At 45.6% G+C, this 14,246-nt stretch carries 18 protein-coding genes and 1 pseudogene; 4 read left to right on the top strand and 15 right to left on the bottom strand.

The genetic code is table 11. The features are described 5' to 3' along the window. Window positions 1-115 (top strand): annotated as a pseudogene (locus tag NLF99_RS12600) (IS1595 family transposase); the annotation flags it as partial. 36 nt (window positions 116-151) lie between these two features. Here NLF99_RS12600 and NLF99_RS12595 read toward each other — a convergent pair. Genes NLF99_RS12595 through NLF99_RS12545 form a run of 11 tightly spaced genes read right to left on the bottom strand, consistent with a single transcriptional unit; the run spans window position 152 to window position 9,103 of the window. Then, window positions 152-709, bottom strand: a complete 558-nt coding sequence (locus NLF99_RS12595) for a conjugal transfer protein TraO (protein ID WP_149913534.1) — start codon at window positions 707-709, stop codon at window positions 152-154. Between the two features lie 17 nt (window positions 710-726). Beyond that, on the bottom strand, window positions 727-1,629 hold the full coding sequence (gene traN, locus NLF99_RS12590) for a conjugative transposon protein TraN (RefSeq protein WP_185211644.1): 903 nt from the start codon (window positions 1,627-1,629) through the stop codon (window positions 727-729). A 24-nt stretch (window positions 1,630-1,653) separates the two neighbouring features. Further along, window positions 1,654-2,979: a conjugative transposon protein TraM gene (gene traM / locus NLF99_RS12585; protein WP_149915181.1), complete on the bottom strand. Its 1,326-nt coding sequence runs from the start codon at window positions 2,977-2,979 to the stop codon at window positions 1,654-1,656. Continuing rightward, complete coding sequence (locus NLF99_RS12580) at window positions 2,966-3,250, bottom strand: nitrogen regulatory IIA protein (protein ID WP_149915182.1); 285 nt, start codon at window positions 3,248-3,250, stop codon at window positions 2,966-2,968. Before NLF99_RS12580 ends, traM begins: the two co-directional genes overlap by 14 nt. Window positions 3,251-3,253: 3 nt before the next feature. Then, window positions 3,254-3,649: a hypothetical protein gene (locus NLF99_RS12575; RefSeq protein WP_045756384.1), complete on the bottom strand. Its 396-nt coding sequence runs from the start codon at window positions 3,647-3,649 to the stop codon at window positions 3,254-3,256. Window positions 3,650-3,659: 10 nt separating this feature from the next. Further along, window positions 3,660-4,283, bottom strand: coding sequence for a conjugative transposon protein TraK (traK, locus tag NLF99_RS12570; protein ID WP_149915183.1), 624 nt, complete (start codon window positions 4,281-4,283; stop codon window positions 3,660-3,662). Window positions 4,284-4,296: 13 nt separating this feature from the next. Then, window positions 4,297-5,292: a conjugative transposon protein TraJ gene (gene traJ / locus NLF99_RS12565; RefSeq protein ID WP_185211642.1), complete on the bottom strand. Its 996-nt coding sequence runs from the start codon at window positions 5,290-5,292 to the stop codon at window positions 4,297-4,299. Between the two features lie 3 nt (window positions 5,293-5,295). Beyond that, complete coding sequence (locus tag NLF99_RS12560; RefSeq protein WP_149915185.1) at window positions 5,296-5,928, bottom strand: DUF4141 domain-containing protein; 633 nt, start codon at window positions 5,926-5,928, stop codon at window positions 5,296-5,298. A gap of 21 nt (window positions 5,929-5,949) precedes the next feature. Next, window positions 5,950-8,457 carry a TraG family conjugative transposon ATPase gene (locus tag NLF99_RS12555; RefSeq protein WP_254528643.1) on the bottom strand — a complete coding sequence of 836 codons (2,508 nt, stop codon included), beginning with the start codon at window positions 8,455-8,457 and terminating at the stop codon, window positions 5,950-5,952. Continuing rightward, window positions 8,454-8,786: a DUF4133 domain-containing protein gene (locus tag NLF99_RS12550; RefSeq protein ID WP_149915187.1), complete on the bottom strand. Its 333-nt coding sequence runs from the start codon at window positions 8,784-8,786 to the stop codon at window positions 8,454-8,456. The genes NLF99_RS12555 and NLF99_RS12550 overlap by 4 nt, the downstream gene beginning before the upstream one ends. Before the next feature lie 11 nt (window positions 8,787-8,797). Next, a complete protein-coding gene (locus NLF99_RS12545) occupies window positions 8,798-9,103 on the bottom strand; it encodes a DUF4134 domain-containing protein (protein ID WP_149915188.1) in 306 nt (101 codons plus the stop codon). Window positions 9,104-9,312: 209 nt separating this feature from the next. Between NLF99_RS12545 and NLF99_RS12540 the strand changes: the two genes are divergently transcribed. Both NLF99_RS12540 and NLF99_RS12535 read left to right on the top strand, forming a co-directional pair. Beyond that, entirely contained in the window at window positions 9,313-10,116 is an 804-nt protein-coding gene (locus NLF99_RS12540; protein ID WP_149915189.1) for a phospholipase D-like domain-containing protein, read from the top strand. A gap of 24 nt (window positions 10,117-10,140) precedes the next feature. Continuing rightward, window positions 10,141-10,941, top strand: a complete 801-nt coding sequence (locus NLF99_RS12535) for a TIGR02391 family protein (protein ID WP_149915190.1) — start codon at window positions 10,141-10,143, stop codon at window positions 10,939-10,941. 21 nt (window positions 10,942-10,962) lie between these two features. Here NLF99_RS12535 and NLF99_RS12530 read toward each other — a convergent pair whose 3' ends face one another. From NLF99_RS12530 to NLF99_RS12515, 4 genes are read right to left on the bottom strand one after another with little or no spacing between them, the layout of a single operon-like run. After that, window positions 10,963-11,601: a conjugal transfer protein TraD gene (locus NLF99_RS12530; RefSeq protein ID WP_149915191.1), complete on the bottom strand. Its 639-nt coding sequence runs from the start codon at window positions 11,599-11,601 to the stop codon at window positions 10,963-10,965. 2 nt (window positions 11,602-11,603) lie between these two features. Beyond that, complete coding sequence (locus tag NLF99_RS12525; protein WP_045756031.1) at window positions 11,604-11,879, bottom strand: DUF3408 domain-containing protein; 276 nt, start codon at window positions 11,877-11,879, stop codon at window positions 11,604-11,606. Between the two features lie 11 nt (window positions 11,880-11,890). Continuing rightward, a complete protein-coding gene (locus tag NLF99_RS12520; RefSeq protein WP_149915192.1) occupies window positions 11,891-12,313 on the bottom strand; it encodes a DUF3408 domain-containing protein in 423 nt (140 codons plus the stop codon). 5 nt (window positions 12,314-12,318) lie between these two features. Beyond that, window positions 12,319-13,086 (bottom strand): ParA family protein, encoded by a 768-nt coding sequence (locus NLF99_RS12515; protein WP_254528641.1) that lies wholly within the window; start codon window positions 13,084-13,086, stop codon window positions 12,319-12,321. Window positions 13,087-13,807: 721 nt separating this feature from the next. On the opposite strand from NLF99_RS12515, the gene mobA reads away from it, so the two are divergent. Continuing rightward, complete coding sequence (gene mobA, locus NLF99_RS12510) at window positions 13,808-14,245, top strand: conjugal transfer protein MobA (RefSeq protein WP_149914636.1); 438 nt, start codon at window positions 13,808-13,810, stop codon at window positions 14,243-14,245. Window position 14,246 lies beyond the last annotated feature (1 nt).

Below are 14,246 nucleotides of genomic sequence, written 5' to 3'. Positions count from 1 at the left end.
CAAAAGGAAATACTTACAGTTGTATCTCAACGAGTTTATTTACAAATTAAACAGACGGTATTTTGGAGACAAACTCTTTGACAGACTAGTAATTGCGAATATAACAGGTGCATAAACGGATAATCAGTAATATTTTCATCGTAAATCAATTTTAAAAGTTAAACCTTAGTCCAATCCCTGCCGATGGACGGAACTGTTTCAAATCCGTACCCCATAATACTTTTGTCCGCCCTTGCAGGAGCAGGACAAAACGGTCGGACAGGTGCGTTTCGAGCGTGAGCCGTCCGCCCATACCATAGACGAAATTGTCTTTGTCGAGGATGGTCGAGCCATCCGATAGCATGGCTTCGCTCCGGTTGATGGTTTCGTAACCTGCCACAGCTGTTAGCCCTGCATTCAGCGTAACGGTCTTTCTTGCATCCCCCAATAGCTGAAGACTGTAACCCACCTCGCCTGTATAGGTTTCGAGCGGTATCTGTACATCCCTGTAACAGGAAAATTGATGGGTGTACTCCGCACCCCATATCCAGTAATTGCCGTTCTTTCCGTTCACGGTCAATGTCAAATTCAGATAGTAATTGTCGCTTATTTCTTTGGACAGCATACCTGCGTTTACTTCCAATCCCTTTTGTTTGGGGAGCATTCGCTGTGCCTGTACCGCCGTCATGCTTAGCATGGCAAACACCACGGCAAAAATGTATCTTATCATTGTTCGTTCCTTTTTGGTTAATCAATCTTTAGGTGCATATCGCTTATCAGCTTGGCGTGTACGAGGTCGGAATTTTCCACCTGCAATACCTGTTGTCTGCCACCGTTCCTTTCAAAAATTTCAATCACGAGTACCTTGTCATCCGTTATGGTAAACTGGTCGAGCAGGAATACGTTCTGGTCGGTGGTATTGCCCGTTATTTCACCGAGCGTTTTGTACATACGCAATGGGTTCATTGCCTTTTCCTGCACCACGGTACGCTTGGCGACTTTCTTGTCCACGACCTTGAAATTCACAAAGTCAATGTTGAACGGAACATTGCTTTTGTTGCGCAGTTCCGTATGGAAATAGAATTTTCCGTTATGGACGTAGATACCTTTTAGCAGGAATTGTATGCCGTAGCTTCTTGCCCCGATATGCTTTACAATCCTTTTGTTCTTTTTGTAAATCGTTTCCATGAGCAAGCCTGCCAGTGACGGCGAATTGCCCTCCAATTCCTCAAACAGAACATCGTTGCCGTTTTCCCTGTCCGATGCCTTTTGCATGGTCAACAAATCATAATTCAGCGTTGCAGGATAAGGGCTGTAAAAGACGTTGAAATTGTAAAACCGACCATCGTCCGTGATGACCGAAAAATTGGTTTCCTCGTCAAAATCCCTTACGCTTGCCTTAATGCGCAGTACGTTTTCCGCATCCTCGGCTTTGCCTGCGATAAGGTACTCACTGCCCAAATCCACGTAGCGGATTGCGGACGGGAATATGAGGTGCGAGGTCTTGCTGTACGTCACCTGCATTTCGTAAGGGTCAACCTTGCCCATGCTCAATTTTGTTGTACCGGATGCCACTTGCTGTGCATTCGCACCAGTGATAAAGACCGTTAAACAGACCATTGCCAAAAGGCTTTTAAATATTGCTTTCATTTTCTTTTTGATTTTAGTTAAACATTAATTTTTTGAAACGAGGAATAACTGATGACCGGCTTTGACGGTTACTTTCGGTGTCCTCACTTTCTTGGAGAAGTACCCCGATACCCCTTGCACCACGCCACGGGAAAGGCCGCCTGCCATCTGTTGCCCTGCCGAGCGTGTCATCATGATACTTGTTCCCCCCGTTTGGCTCATGTTGGAGGCTATCTCTGACAGGGCGTTCATTTCGGGAGAATATGGCACATATAGCCCTTGCTGTCCGTCCACATCGTACACGGTTATATCGACCGGAATAATGTTGCCCTCATATTCGATGGACGTTACTTTTAACTGCAACCTGCCACCTTGAAACTTGGCATTTGCCGTTAGTACCGTTCCTGCCGGAATGGAGCGGACAGGCGTTTGTGCCGTTTCCAACAGGCGCAGGCGCACATCGCCTTCGCCCGTCACGACCTGTGTTTCCTGTACCACTGCCTTGATGCTGTTTTTTGGCTGTATGACCTGTTCCGAAACACCTGCCGTATAGAAGCCACGGTTTCGGGTTTCGTTCCAGTTTGCCAAAAAAGCACTGTCAGTCGGTTCACGGTACAATGCGGAAACCGTATTTTTTCTTACAGGAGTGAAAGCCACGAAATGCTCCTTTTGTGAGGCACTCTTTGTGGAAACCATTGTGTCCGTACTGTTCGGCTGTGCAGGGGTTTGTGGCAGGTAACGGGAAGCCATTTCGTATGACTTTTCCATCAAAGCCAGTTGGTCATCTATGGTCGTTACAGGCGGTACGTCTTTTTCTGCCAACTGTTCTTTGAGTTCCTCAATCTGTTTGCGGAGTTCCTGCGTTTCGTAATCGCTGTTGTCGTAGAACGAGGTCAGCGTACTTTGCGCATTGCGGTAACTGTTCAGAGCAGGGTTGCTGTTCCTGCGTGTACCACCGCCGGAAGCGTAGCCGTCTTCATAAACCTCATCCGGTTGCTCCGCTTCCTGATCGGCGGTACTGTCCTCGCTCCAATAGTCGGATAGTGACAGGAGCGCATTGCGCTTTTCCTGCATTTTCTGTTCGAGTAGTTCCTGTTCATAAGCCTTTTGCTTATCGGATTGAAGCCCTGCATCGTTTGCCTGCGGTACGACATCGTTCAGACCAATATCCTCGACCGTTTTCTTATCGGAGGACGGTTTGAAGATTAGGTACATACAGCCGAGGAACACCACGCCCATAAGGGCAAAAATGATGGGCTTCTTTAACTTGTCTGCTTTGTTCTGCGCCCCGTCTTGGGTCGCATCCATTCCGTTTTTCGGGTCGTCATCTTCGACCAAAAAACTTACCTTTTTGTTTTCACTGTCTTTCATGATTTTTATCTTTTAAGATTGTTTTAATACTGTCCTGCGGTGAAACCGAGGAATTGTTTTGCCTAATGGGGTTTTCGATATGCTCAATAGTCATGGTATTATCGGAATGCGCTACATCGTAGCACACTTCGAGCAGTACGATGACGGACAGCAGTGCATAGCCTGCAAAGAGCAGTAGCGTATAGCGATGCTTTTTTTTAACAGGCAACGCTCGCCACTGTCCATCGAGCTTGTCAAACCAATTACTGATTGCTGTTCTTAGATTTTTCATGCTTTAATTGTTATTCCGTTCCACTGCATCACTGACCATAGCGATTGCCTCTTTTGCTTTGGGAGCGGTGACGACCGACAGGTCAGTCAGTTCCGATTGTTTCAGCACCTGCCCGTAACGGTCTTTTTTTGCAATCTCCATTCTGCCCAAGAAGAATTTGCCGTTTAGGTACTTCACCCACATAAGGCATTCTATCCTGGGCAGGGCTTCGCCTGCCCATTGCAGAAAGCAGGATAGCAACAACTCCTTTTTAGCTACACCTTTGGGGCAGTTGGCGAGATATTCGCTGATGCTTGCTTTCAGTTTTCCGGCATACGCACCCTGCGTATGGAAATCGCCGTCATACCCCTTTGCAGTAAGGATTTTGGCGAACGTATTCAAATCTGATATTGCTTCCATAATCTTGGCTTTAGCGGTCGATGACTTCTATATCCCTGTTTTCCAACACGGCAAACTTTTCGATATTGAAGCCCTGTGGGTTGTTGTCCGAGCGGACGGAGTTCACGAGATAACAGGAGGTCACAAGGTTTCGCCTTGTAACGTTGCTTGACCGGATGATAAACTGTTTAGCATACGTCCTAACGGAATAGGGATAGGTATCGAAGTTGCACACCACGCTGTCCACTTCGACACGCTGTTGCACGTTGCCCGAAATGATGCGATTATAATAGCCCTTTTCCGAAAGGTCTTTGTAGTAATCGAAAGCCGATTTGTCGGCAAGATTAAAAGCTCTTTTCATGTTGCTTTCAATAGCGTTCTTATCCGGTGCGAGCGTAAAGAACAGTTCATGGAAACGCCTTACGTGTTCCCTTGCCTCAACAGGTCTGTTGAGGCTTGCATCCTGTGACAATGCCAACATCAAGGACTTGCCGTTGTCCAGTACATATATTTTTTGGCGTTGTGCCTCTGCAAACTGGTAGGACTGCCATACGGCATAACCTACCACCGCGATGCAGAGTACCGCAAATACAATTGCGTACAGCCGTATTTGCCTAAAGCTGTTTTCGATATTTCTTAGTGTCTTAAATTCCATTGCTTTCTGATTTTTATTTGTTCATTAACCTGCCACCGATATTGCCTGCAACAGCCCCCGTTCCTGCTCCGGCGATGTTTCCGGTCTTAGATGCCGTAGAGTTTACGTTGCGCATGAAGTTCCCTGCACCACCTGCCTGTATTACCCAACCTGCCACCGTTGGAACGGTGAAGTAGCCCACGATGCCAATCAGCATAAAGATGATATACACGGTGTTGGATGTGTCGGGGATGTAGGTCGGGTCGGCAAGCATATCAATATCCCGTTCGATGATAAGGGATTGTATCTTGGCGAGCATGGAGCTGAACATATCGGCAATGGGCAACCACAGGTACACGCTGATATATCGGGTCAGCCATTGCGTAAGTGTGGACTGAAAACCATCCCATACACTTATCGCAAAGGCTATCGGCCCGAGAATGGACAGCACGATAAGAAAGAATGTCCGTATGGTATCTATGACCAAAGCAGATGCTTGGAAAAGGACTTCCAGTAGCTCCCGAAACCAGTCACGGATGCTTTTCTTTAAATCGTACATTCCACGCTCCATGTACATACCGGATATGGCAACCAAATCGGACGGCGACCATCCCAATTCATCCAGTTTCTTATCAAATTCCTCATCGCTTACGAGGTAAGCGGTTTCGGGATTGCGGAGCATTGCCTCTCTCTCCAACAGGTCTTTTTGTTCCTGCAATTTGTTGAGGTCAAGCACTTGGTTTTCGAGCATGGCGTTTGTGCCTTTTACGACCGGACTTAATACCGCATTGATAGTTCCCAATACGATGGTCGGGAAGAACATAATGCAAAGCCCGATGGCGAACGGTCGCAGGAGCGGAAACACGTCTATCGGTTCTGCACGGCTCAATGCCTGCCACACTTTCAGTGCCACGTAGAACAGTGCGCCCAATCCGGCAATGCCCTTAGCCACTGTCGCCATATCGGCGGACAGTGGGAGCATCTCATCGTAAAGAGAGCGCAGGAGTTCGTGAAGATTGTTCCATTCCATAGCTTACCAATATTTTTGTTCAGCAGTTCCGTACAGTTCAAGCACCCTTTTGGTGTTGTTCTGTTTCTTAGCCCTCAAAATGCTCACGGAGATATTCTTGTTGGTGAAATACCGGACAAGGCTGTGATAGTCCTTGACCTCTTTGTAAACCCTGTCGATGATGTCCATACGTTCCTTATCGTTCAGCGAAAGCGAGGTCGAGGTAACAATCTGTTTCAGTTCTTTGAGTAGTTCGGTACTCTCGTTTAGGAGCGTGGAATAACCGTTGGCGATTGCCGTGAGTTCCTGCGGACTGAAATTCGGGTCGTTCATCATTTTGCCGAAATTCTGCACGTACATTTCGGACACATCGCCTACGAGTAGTACCGTTTGTTGCACTTTTCGGGCATCTTTAACCAAGTTATTTACAGCTTTCAATTTATCGTAGTATTCCTTGCCCTGTTCATACACTTTCTTTACCTCGTTGAAATTCTTTACCACGTTGGACACGGTGGATGAGGTCTGCACGATTTCATTGGCGGAGTTGATGATACCCGATGCCAGATTTGAAGGGTCAACTACCACCCATTGTGCCTTTGCAGACGGTACGACGGCAAGCATAAATGCCGTCCACACCAGTAACATTGTTTTCTTCATTGTCTCTGATTTTTTAAATGATTAATAATTATTTGCGTTCTCACGTCTCTGTCCAGCAATGCGCTTTATTGCCAGTTCCACATTGCCGTCCAGTTCGGATGCCAGTTGCATGACTTCCATTTTTTCGGTTTCCTCGGTGGTGTATGCCAAATATTCTTCGAGCGAAACCTCTGTGGCATACACCGCAGAGTGCGTACCGCCAAGCCCGATCCATACCTCTTTATAAAGCCTTGACGGGTCATTGTTCTGGTTGATGGAAAGGATTTGGGATTTTTCCTTTTCCGTCAGTCCGAGCATCGCTTGGATGTCATCGAATTTGTTCATGTACTTGCGTTGGTCAAGCAGGATTTTACAGTCGGAATTGTTGATGATGCTTTCCTTGACCACGGGTGACTGGATAATGTCGTCCACTTCCTGCGTGACCACGATAGCCTCACCAAAAAATTTGCGGACGGTCTTAAACAGGTACTTGATGTACTCCGCCATTCCCTCTTTGGCGATGGCTTTCCACGCTTCCTCAATCAGTATCAGTTTGCGCACACCTTTGAGCCTGCGCATCTTATTGATGAATACTTCCATAATGATGATGGTCACTATGGGAAAGAGGATTTTGTGGTCTTTAATCGCATCAATTTCAAACACGATAAAGCGTTTGGAAAGCAGGTCAAGTTGCTTGTCTGAATTGAGCAGGTAATCGTATTCACCCCCACGATAGTAAGGCTCTAATACATTTAGGAAACCTGCAACGTCAAAGTCTTTTTCCCTTACCTGTTTGTCTTCCAGCACCTTTTTGTAGTCACCTTTTACGTATTCGTAAAATCCGTTGAAAGAGGGGTATTCATCGCTTTGCTTAATACAGTCGATATAACCGCTCACGGCATTGGACAATGCCACTTCCTCCGAACGGCTCGGCGGTTCGTCATCACGCTTCCATAAAGTCAGTATCAAAGTCTTGATACTTTCCCTTTTCTCGATGTCGAAAATGCCATCGTCCGTGTAGAACGGATTAAAGGCGATGGGGTTATCCTCGGTATAGGTAAAATAAACACCGTCTTTTCCTTTTGTCTTTCCCTTAATCAGTTCGCACAGCCCTTGATAAGAGTTGCCCGTATCGACCAATAGTACATGAGAGCCTTGCTCATAATACTGCCTCACCATGTGATTGGTGAAAAAAGACTTACCCGAACCCGACGGCCCCAAAATAAATTTGTTGCGGTTCGTGATAATGCCTTTTTTCATGGGTAGGTCGGAAATATCCAAATGGATGGGTTTGCCTGTCAGCCTGTCCGCCATCTTGATACCGAAAGGTGATGGCGAACTTTGGTAATTGGTTTCTTCGGTAAAGAAACACAGTGCAGGTTCGATGAACGTATAGAAACTTTCCTCTGCCGGAAAGTCCCCTGCATTGCCTGGTATGCCTGCCCAATACAGTGTGGCAACATCCACCGTGTTATGCCTCGGTCTGCATTCCATCAAAGCGAGCGCACTGCCCGTATCGTTCTTTAGCTGTTTGAGTTCGCTTGCGTCATCCGACCACGCCATCACATTGAAGTGTGCACGGATAGAAGAAAGCCCGAAGCTGTGCGCTTCGTTCAGATACTTTTCAATCCACTCTTTGTTAATCTGATTGGCACGGCTGTACCTTGCCAGTGAGTGCATATTACGGGCTGACTTTTCAAACTTCCGCAGGCTCTCATCGCTGTTGTCCAAAAACAGGTATTGGTTATAGATATGGTTACAGCTAAGGAGCAAGCCCACCGGAGAGGCAAAGGACAACAGGCAATCGCTCCTGTCCGTGGACAGCTTTTCATACCTCGTATTTGCCGATACCGTGTTGGGTAAATCGTCCGTATCGAATAGGGTGTGCAGGCACAGCCTTTTGTTGCCGATACGCACGTCCTCGCTTCCCAAAGCTATATCCTGCATGGGCGTTCCCGTTTCCCTCGACAGGGTAAGGTACTGTTCGAGCAATCCCTGTTTTTCGCCTGTGCCGATGATGTCATCCTCGGTCAGGCGTTCCAGTTTCACAAAACCGCTATCGTTGATAATCCGCTCAAACTGTGCAACGGCCTCCATGAAACGGCGGACGGTTTCTTTATCCCTAATTTCTTTCGGGATAAGTACACCCTTGCATAGCGAACTAAAATTACTCTGCATCCGCATCCGCTCTTTGGTCGTCTTGGTCAAAAAGAGATAGCAGTAATGGTTTAAAAATGGACGTTCGTTGAAATGCTGTTGATAGGACTTTGCAAGGAAACTTTGGTCTTCCTGCGCAATATCCGGAGCATAACTTTCCTTGATGTACCAGTCTTGTTTGTGGACAATGGTGTAGTCCGGCAAGGTCTTGATAGCCTTGTGCCAAGCCGAATGTATGGCATCATACTCTGCCGATGCCACCGTGAATAACTCCGGCAGGTGTACCCGAAAGCAAGCCGTGATGTCCGCATCCTTTGAAATGATGCAGTTGTGTTCCACCGCCAGTAATGGAAACTTGCTTTCCAACGTTGTGGCTTTTCCTGTATTTCTCATAAATGACTGGATTTAGAAGTGAATTTTAAATAGCGGTTTACGGCTCTGCGACAGATGATGTATTTCGGATGCCTTTTCTTTGCCCCGACTTTCATCAATCCGTATTCGCCGTATTTGCCGTTCAATGCGAATGTTTGCCAAACGATGAGCGATGCACCGCCTGCCCCGACAAGCAGGCACACGTAGGAGTTTACACCTGCCATGTACATGACCATGACAAGGATAAGCACGCCGAGCAGACCACCTGCGAAGATGAACAGGTACTGTGCTTTCAGTCCTTTGAACTCGACAGTCCTGCCGATACCTTTATTGATATTGTAATTGCTCATAATACGCCAGCTTAAAGGAAGAATGAGCGGAGAATGGTCGCCGCTACGATGAGGAAGATACAAGCCCCAAACCACGACGCCGCAGTCTTGCTTGTATCGGGGTCACCGCTACTAAATTTGTTGTACACCTTTACGCCCCCGATTAAACCAACCACAGCCCCAATCGCATAAATTAATTGGGTTGCAGGGTCGAAATAGCTTGTTACCATCTGCGTGGCTTCTTGGATGCCTGCCGAGCCGTTGCCCTGTGCGAACACACCGAATGCCGACAGGAACGCAACGCCTGTCAGCAACACTTTTTTGCTTTGTTTTACCATGATTTAACTGAATTAAATTGTTACTACTTTCCCACCTCGTGCGGGCTTTCGCAACAAAAGTCTTATGGAAATCGAAGCCTTATGGGAAACTGGAAATCAGCGGAATTAATTGGCAGTAAGTGGCTTTTTGATGATAGATTAATGGTAATTAGCGAAACTGTCCGATAGATGTGTTATTTTAGCATTGACAACAAGCATCCAAATACTTAATGAAATTATCAGACTTAACAATAGAGAGCATAAAGGAATTTATATCGGGAGATAATCAACTGTCGCCCTATCTTTCGGGCCCTGAAATTTTAAAACTTTTTAACCGTATCGGTTTTAAGGACGTTTATAAACATCAAGATGGTGGAATGCCAAACAGCCTAAGTAGAAATGCTTATGTTTTGGAAAAATTATATGAGATAAATGGCAGTAAGGAAATGGTTCAGTTATTGCAAATTGTCTTCGACCCAAGACATTTCGCAAGAGATACGAGTAAGAATATAAAAGAAGCTGTGGAGCAAATCAATCCCCTTTTACAGCAAGATGGTTATAGGCTCGATGAGTTTGAGGGAAGATACAAAATAATAGGCGCAGACTTACCGGACAACATAGAAGTTGAAGTTCATTTTGAGGATATTGAAGCACAGATTATCGAGCAAATCCGAAACGCCAAATTCTCTATTTGGATAGCTGTAGCATGGTTTACGAATAAGGTTTTAATGAGGGCAATTTATGATAAAATGAAAGCCGGGGTAAATGTTCGATTAATAGTTTTGGATGATGAAATAAACACAAAATATGGCTTTCCGTATGAAAAGTTTTTTGAAACTAAAAGAGTACTCAAAACTGGAAAATATGAAAACATAATGCATCACAAATTCTGTATAATTGACTTAAAAACGGTTGTTCATGGTTCGTACAACTGGACGACTAAAGCTAATTGGAACAGGGAAACAGTTAGTGTCGAAAATAGCCGAGAATTAGCAGAAAGGTATGCTACTGAATTTATTAATCTTATTAAGTAATGATTTCTTTAAAAAAATAGAATAATGGCGAATATCAAACGTCCAATGTTTGAAGCTCATGTACTGGAGGGCTTGTGCAGGGCAATTGGAGATACAACAGATGGTTTAACAGGTTCTGAAATAGGACAAATCCTTTTAAATTCTAATATTCCTGATGTTGACCCCCAAAACACAAAATGGAGAAGATTATATTCCGCATTTGCAAGTTGGCAAAATCAACACCAATGCTCAAATCATATATTACGGTTTATCAAAGATGCTTTACAACCTGTGAGGTATATTGGTAAAGAAGAAGTTTTTCATAATCGCAGATTAGAAGTGAATAAACGTTTAGCTTTTATAGGAACTGAATTAACAGAAGAGGGCAACCTTAGATTAGTTGAAAAAGCCAAAACAATTGCAGATGCCGAACAAAGAGCCAGTCGTTTAAAGCATAAATTAGAAAACAGAAATGTTCATTTAGCCGTTTTCGAATATTGTCGGGCTGAATTATTACTTGAAAATTATTTTCATTCCGTTTTTGAAGCGACCAAAAGTGTCGCCGACCGTCTAAGGAAGATGACGGGATTATATGCAGACGGTAATGCTTTGGTAGAAACTGCATTCTCTACTAATAACCCTTTGATTAAAATCAACAACTTAGTAACAGAAACGGATAGAAGTGAGCATATAGGATTATGCAATTTAATCAAAGGTATTTTTGGTCTAATAAGAAACCCTACAGCCCATCAACCAAAAATTAAATTTGAAATCAGCGAAGAAGAAGCTCTTGATATTTTAAATACTATATCATACGCACATAAGCGATTGGATAAAGCGTTATAAAAACAAAGGGAAGCTGTCTTTTCAGACAAACTCCCCAATGTCGAAATCCTCTAAATCACTTTTCCGCAAATCGGGAGAGCTGAAATCCGTTCCGGCGGATAGGCTCTTGTCCAACAACTCTGCAATCTTCCGTGAAGCCCCATCCATTGAGTTTTCGAGCAGACTTAACAATTCCGTTCCCTGTAATCGCTGAACTATATCCACCGCTTTCTGTTGCTGGGCAGGTTCAAGTGTATCTTGCTCCAACCATGCCCCCACGGTTGTCAGTTCATCAAAGGTAACCCCTGTGGCAAACTCATTGTCGCTGTCCTCAAACCCGTACTCATCCCATTCGTCTTCCACATTTTCAAAATCGGACATACTCCCGAAAACTTCATCCGGCTCTCCCTCAATCTGCGGATTTTCCAATCCAAAACCTATCCCGTAGGTTTCTGTTCCAAAATTATCAGCTATCCCGTCACGTTCACCCGATTGTCTCTTTGTGGCATCCAGTGGCAAGGTGTGGCGTTCCACAGGCTTGGGAAGCCCCATAATATCCGGCAGGTCGGGGCTTTTCATTTCCGGCTTTATTTCCCTGCGGACGTTCTTATGGATGACCACCTTATCTTTCAGCAAAAGGATGATGACGATGATAAGGCATATTACAATCAACGTTTCCATAGCTATAAGATTGGCTTTTGCTTGTCGGCATAGATAATCTTTATTTCGTCTCCGAACTCCTCAAAGTGATGTTTCAGTACGCTGTGCAGGTAATCGGTAAGCGTAATTTCTCCCTCGCCGAGCAGAAAGACGATACGGGATAATTTCTTGTGGAAATCGGGGCTTATGTAGACCGATTTTCCGCACCTTGCCACGACCCCTGTCGGTCTTAAAAATGCCGATTTGTAATGCGCTTTGCGCAATACCTTTTCCGGTTGTTTTTGCTGTGTCTTGTTCATAATCGAATACTTTAAAAAATGGGTTTAAACTTATTGTTGAAATCATCGGTGATGGCTTTCTCGAACTGTTCAAAATGATGTTCGAGAATATTGTCCAAATAGGCGTACAGAGGTATTTTATCCTCGCCGATAACCTGCACGATACGGGAAAGCCGTTCGTGGTATTCCTGCCGGATGTAGATGCTCTTATCGCCACGGCGTGTCATGGTGTGGCTGTTGAGAAAACGCTCGCCATAGCCCGTATCGGAAGCCCTCTTTTGTCGGGTGCGCTCTTTGGCTACGGGCTTTTCCGTTGGCGTTTCCTTTGTCGGCTCTGCGCTCGGCTCTTGCGGTGCTACCGCCTGTTGGGGCTTCTTTGTTTCGCCTGCCATGATGGACATGAGATATGCCTCGTCAATCGGGGCATTCGGCTTTTTCTTGTTTTCATTTTCCATAGCGGTTACAGTTTGACGGTTCTTAGAAATTCACTGATGAACAAGTCCAAGCCGGAGGCTTTCATCAATGTTTTGTCGGGGGGCAATAGCGTGGAGCGGAAGACAGTCTTTGCCGTTGCCTCGCTTTCCTTGCGGAAGCGTTTGCTATCGCCAATGCGTGTTTCCATTGCTTGCAGTCCGACCTCGTTAATGACGTTGCCGTAGATTTCGTACAGTTGCGATTTTTCCCTGCCATCGACCATGTTCCAAAACAGCCGTATGGTTTCGATGGAGGTCTGACCTTGTTTCATAAGGACATTGGTCAGCACATCGGTAAAGCTCAATGTGCTTTCCATGACCACACGGTCTGCCGTGATAGGCGAAAAGATGTGGTGCATTCCTGCCAGTGTGTTCAGCAAGCCCGAAGTGTTCACCGTTCCAGTCAAATCAAAGAAAACCACATCCACGGGAATGGTCGAGGACTGTATGAATGCTTCCGCATCCGTTAGGGCATTGTCAGCCTTGCTTTGCAGTACCGGATAGGCTTTTTTGTTGATGGTGGAAAATTGGCGGTGTGCCAGTTTTTTCAGCACCTCGTTCTGCATGACCGCTTTCAAATCCCGTTCCCTCATCTGACAGATGCTGTGCTGTGGATAATCACAGTCAAAGACGGCTACATTATAGCCCATTTGGTAATGGAGTATGCTTGCCGTAACCGTTGTAAACGTGCTTTTCCCAACGCCCCCTTTTTGGCTTGAAAAAGCAATGAATTTTGTCCTGTTTGTTGCTTCCATTTCTATTCTATTTTTAAGTTTCTATTTCCGTGGACTGCCTGCCGTCTTGCATTGAACAGGGCTGTCATCCCTGCACACTGTCCGGCAGTCTTGATACAATCCCGTCTGTCGGGCTTGCCATCGTTCGTTCAATCAGCCGTGCCGTCATTCCGGCTTTCACACGGGCAAGACCGATGGCTTGCCTGTCGTCCTGCCTGTTGGAATGGCTACCGGATAGTTTTCATGCCGCCCGGTATTCCTGCCTGCCGAGCGGAACGCCGTCATGTGTTCCGGCATTCCTGCGCTCCGTCTTTCACAACTGCCATCGGGAGCGGATGCCTGCAAACAGGCTTGCGTGACTGATAGCGCAAAGAAGCAGGTTATTCCGCTCCATTGATTTAAAGCGGTAATCCACGGCATTTTTTGGCAATGTTTGGTCGTGGCGGATAGGTCAATGCTTTGAAAAAGCTACCCTTACTTTGTAAGGGCTTAAATGCAAAGGGTGAATGGAAAAATCATTGGAGAATGGAAGTTATGGGCGGAACGGCGCAAAGCCGTTTTTTTCCGCTTTACCCAATCCGTATCCGCCGATAGGCGGACGGATTTTCTGTTCACCCGAACAGAGCAAGTTATGTTTTGAGATGCTCGAAATAAATTCCGCACCTCAAAACCACTTGCCCTTGCAGGGGGCTGAAAACCGCTCCAAAGTCGCAGTTTATAGTAATTATTAATGGATTTAGATATGGAAGACAACAGAAGAAACCGAACAAACAAAGTTGGTCGCAAGCCTAAGAAAGACCCTGCCACCCACCGTTATTCGATTAGTCTCAACGACATGGAAAATGCACAGTTCCTTACGTTGTTCGAGCAATCGGGAATGAAAGTAATGGCACATTTTATTACAGCCTGCATCTTTCAGAAGCCAGTCAAAACCGTAAAAATTGACATGGATGCAGTCGATTTTCATACGAGGCTGACCAATCTTTACAGCCAGTTCAGAGCGGTTGGCGTGAATTACAACCAAATAGTGAAGATACTTTACCGTAATTTCTCGGAGAAAAAGGCATCGGCTTACCTCTTTAAACTGGAAAAGCAGACGGCAGAAATGGCGGACTTATGCCGGAAAGTGATTGAACTAACACAGGAATTTGAAAAAGAACACCTGCAAAAACACAGATAAG

Source organism: Sphingobacterium sp. LZ11T8 (assembly GCF_024261425.1).
Taxonomy (GTDB): Bacteria; Bacteroidota; Bacteroidia; order Sphingobacteriales; family Sphingobacteriaceae; genus Sphingobacterium.
Note: the sequence above shows the minus strand (reverse complement) of the source record. Positions and strands in the feature narration are given on the sequence as shown.

What these genes read in the sequence shown, in the direction of transcription:
- NLF99_RS12595 (WP_149913534.1), bottom strand. Translation starts at nt 709, where the DNA reads ATGATAAGATACATTTTTGCCGTGGTGTTTGCCATGCTAAGCATGACG.
- traN (WP_185211644.1), bottom strand. Translation starts at nt 1,629, where the DNA reads ATGAAAGCAATATTTAAAAGCCTTTTGGCAATGGTCTGTTTAACGGTC.
- traM (WP_149915181.1), bottom strand. Translation starts at nt 2,979, where the DNA reads ATGAAAGACAGTGAAAACAAAAAGGTAAGTTTTTTGGTCGAAGATGAC.
- NLF99_RS12580 (WP_149915182.1), bottom strand. Translation starts at nt 3,250, where the DNA reads ATGAAAAATCTAAGAACAGCAATCAGTAATTGGTTTGACAAGCTCGAT.
- NLF99_RS12575 (WP_045756384.1), bottom strand. Translation starts at nt 3,649, where the DNA reads ATGGAAGCAATATCAGATTTGAATACGTTCGCCAAAATCCTTACTGCA.
- traK (WP_149915183.1), bottom strand. Translation starts at nt 4,283, where the DNA reads ATGGAATTTAAGACACTAAGAAATATCGAAAACAGCTTTAGGCAAATA.
- traJ (WP_185211642.1), bottom strand. Translation starts at nt 5,292, where the DNA reads ATGGAATGGAACAATCTTCACGAACTCCTGCGCTCTCTTTACGATGAG.
- NLF99_RS12560 (WP_149915185.1), bottom strand. Translation starts at nt 5,928, where the DNA reads ATGAAGAAAACAATGTTACTGGTGTGGACGGCATTTATGCTTGCCGTC.
- NLF99_RS12555 (WP_254528643.1), bottom strand. Translation starts at nt 8,457, where the DNA reads ATGAGAAATACAGGAAAAGCCACAACGTTGGAAAGCAAGTTTCCATTA.
- NLF99_RS12550 (WP_149915187.1), bottom strand. Translation starts at nt 8,786, where the DNA reads ATGAGCAATTACAATATCAATAAAGGTATCGGCAGGACTGTCGAGTTC.
- NLF99_RS12545 (WP_149915188.1), bottom strand. Translation starts at nt 9,103, where the DNA reads ATGGTAAAACAAAGCAAAAAAGTGTTGCTGACAGGCGTTGCGTTCCTG.
- NLF99_RS12540 (WP_149915189.1), top strand. Translation starts at nt 9,313, where the DNA reads ATGAAATTATCAGACTTAACAATAGAGAGCATAAAGGAATTTATATCG.
- NLF99_RS12535 (WP_149915190.1), top strand. Translation starts at nt 10,141, where the DNA reads ATGGCGAATATCAAACGTCCAATGTTTGAAGCTCATGTACTGGAGGGC.
- NLF99_RS12530 (WP_149915191.1), bottom strand. Translation starts at nt 11,601, where the DNA reads ATGGAAACGTTGATTGTAATATGCCTTATCATCGTCATCATCCTTTTG.
- NLF99_RS12525 (WP_045756031.1), bottom strand. Translation starts at nt 11,879, where the DNA reads ATGAACAAGACACAGCAAAAACAACCGGAAAAGGTATTGCGCAAAGCG.
- NLF99_RS12520 (WP_149915192.1), bottom strand. Translation starts at nt 12,313, where the DNA reads ATGGAAAATGAAAACAAGAAAAAGCCGAATGCCCCGATTGACGAGGCA.
- NLF99_RS12515 (WP_254528641.1), bottom strand. Translation starts at nt 13,086, where the DNA reads ATGGAAGCAACAAACAGGACAAAATTCATTGCTTTTTCAAGCCAAAAA.
- mobA (WP_149914636.1), top strand. Translation starts at nt 13,808, where the DNA reads ATGGAAGACAACAGAAGAAACCGAACAAACAAAGTTGGTCGCAAGCCT.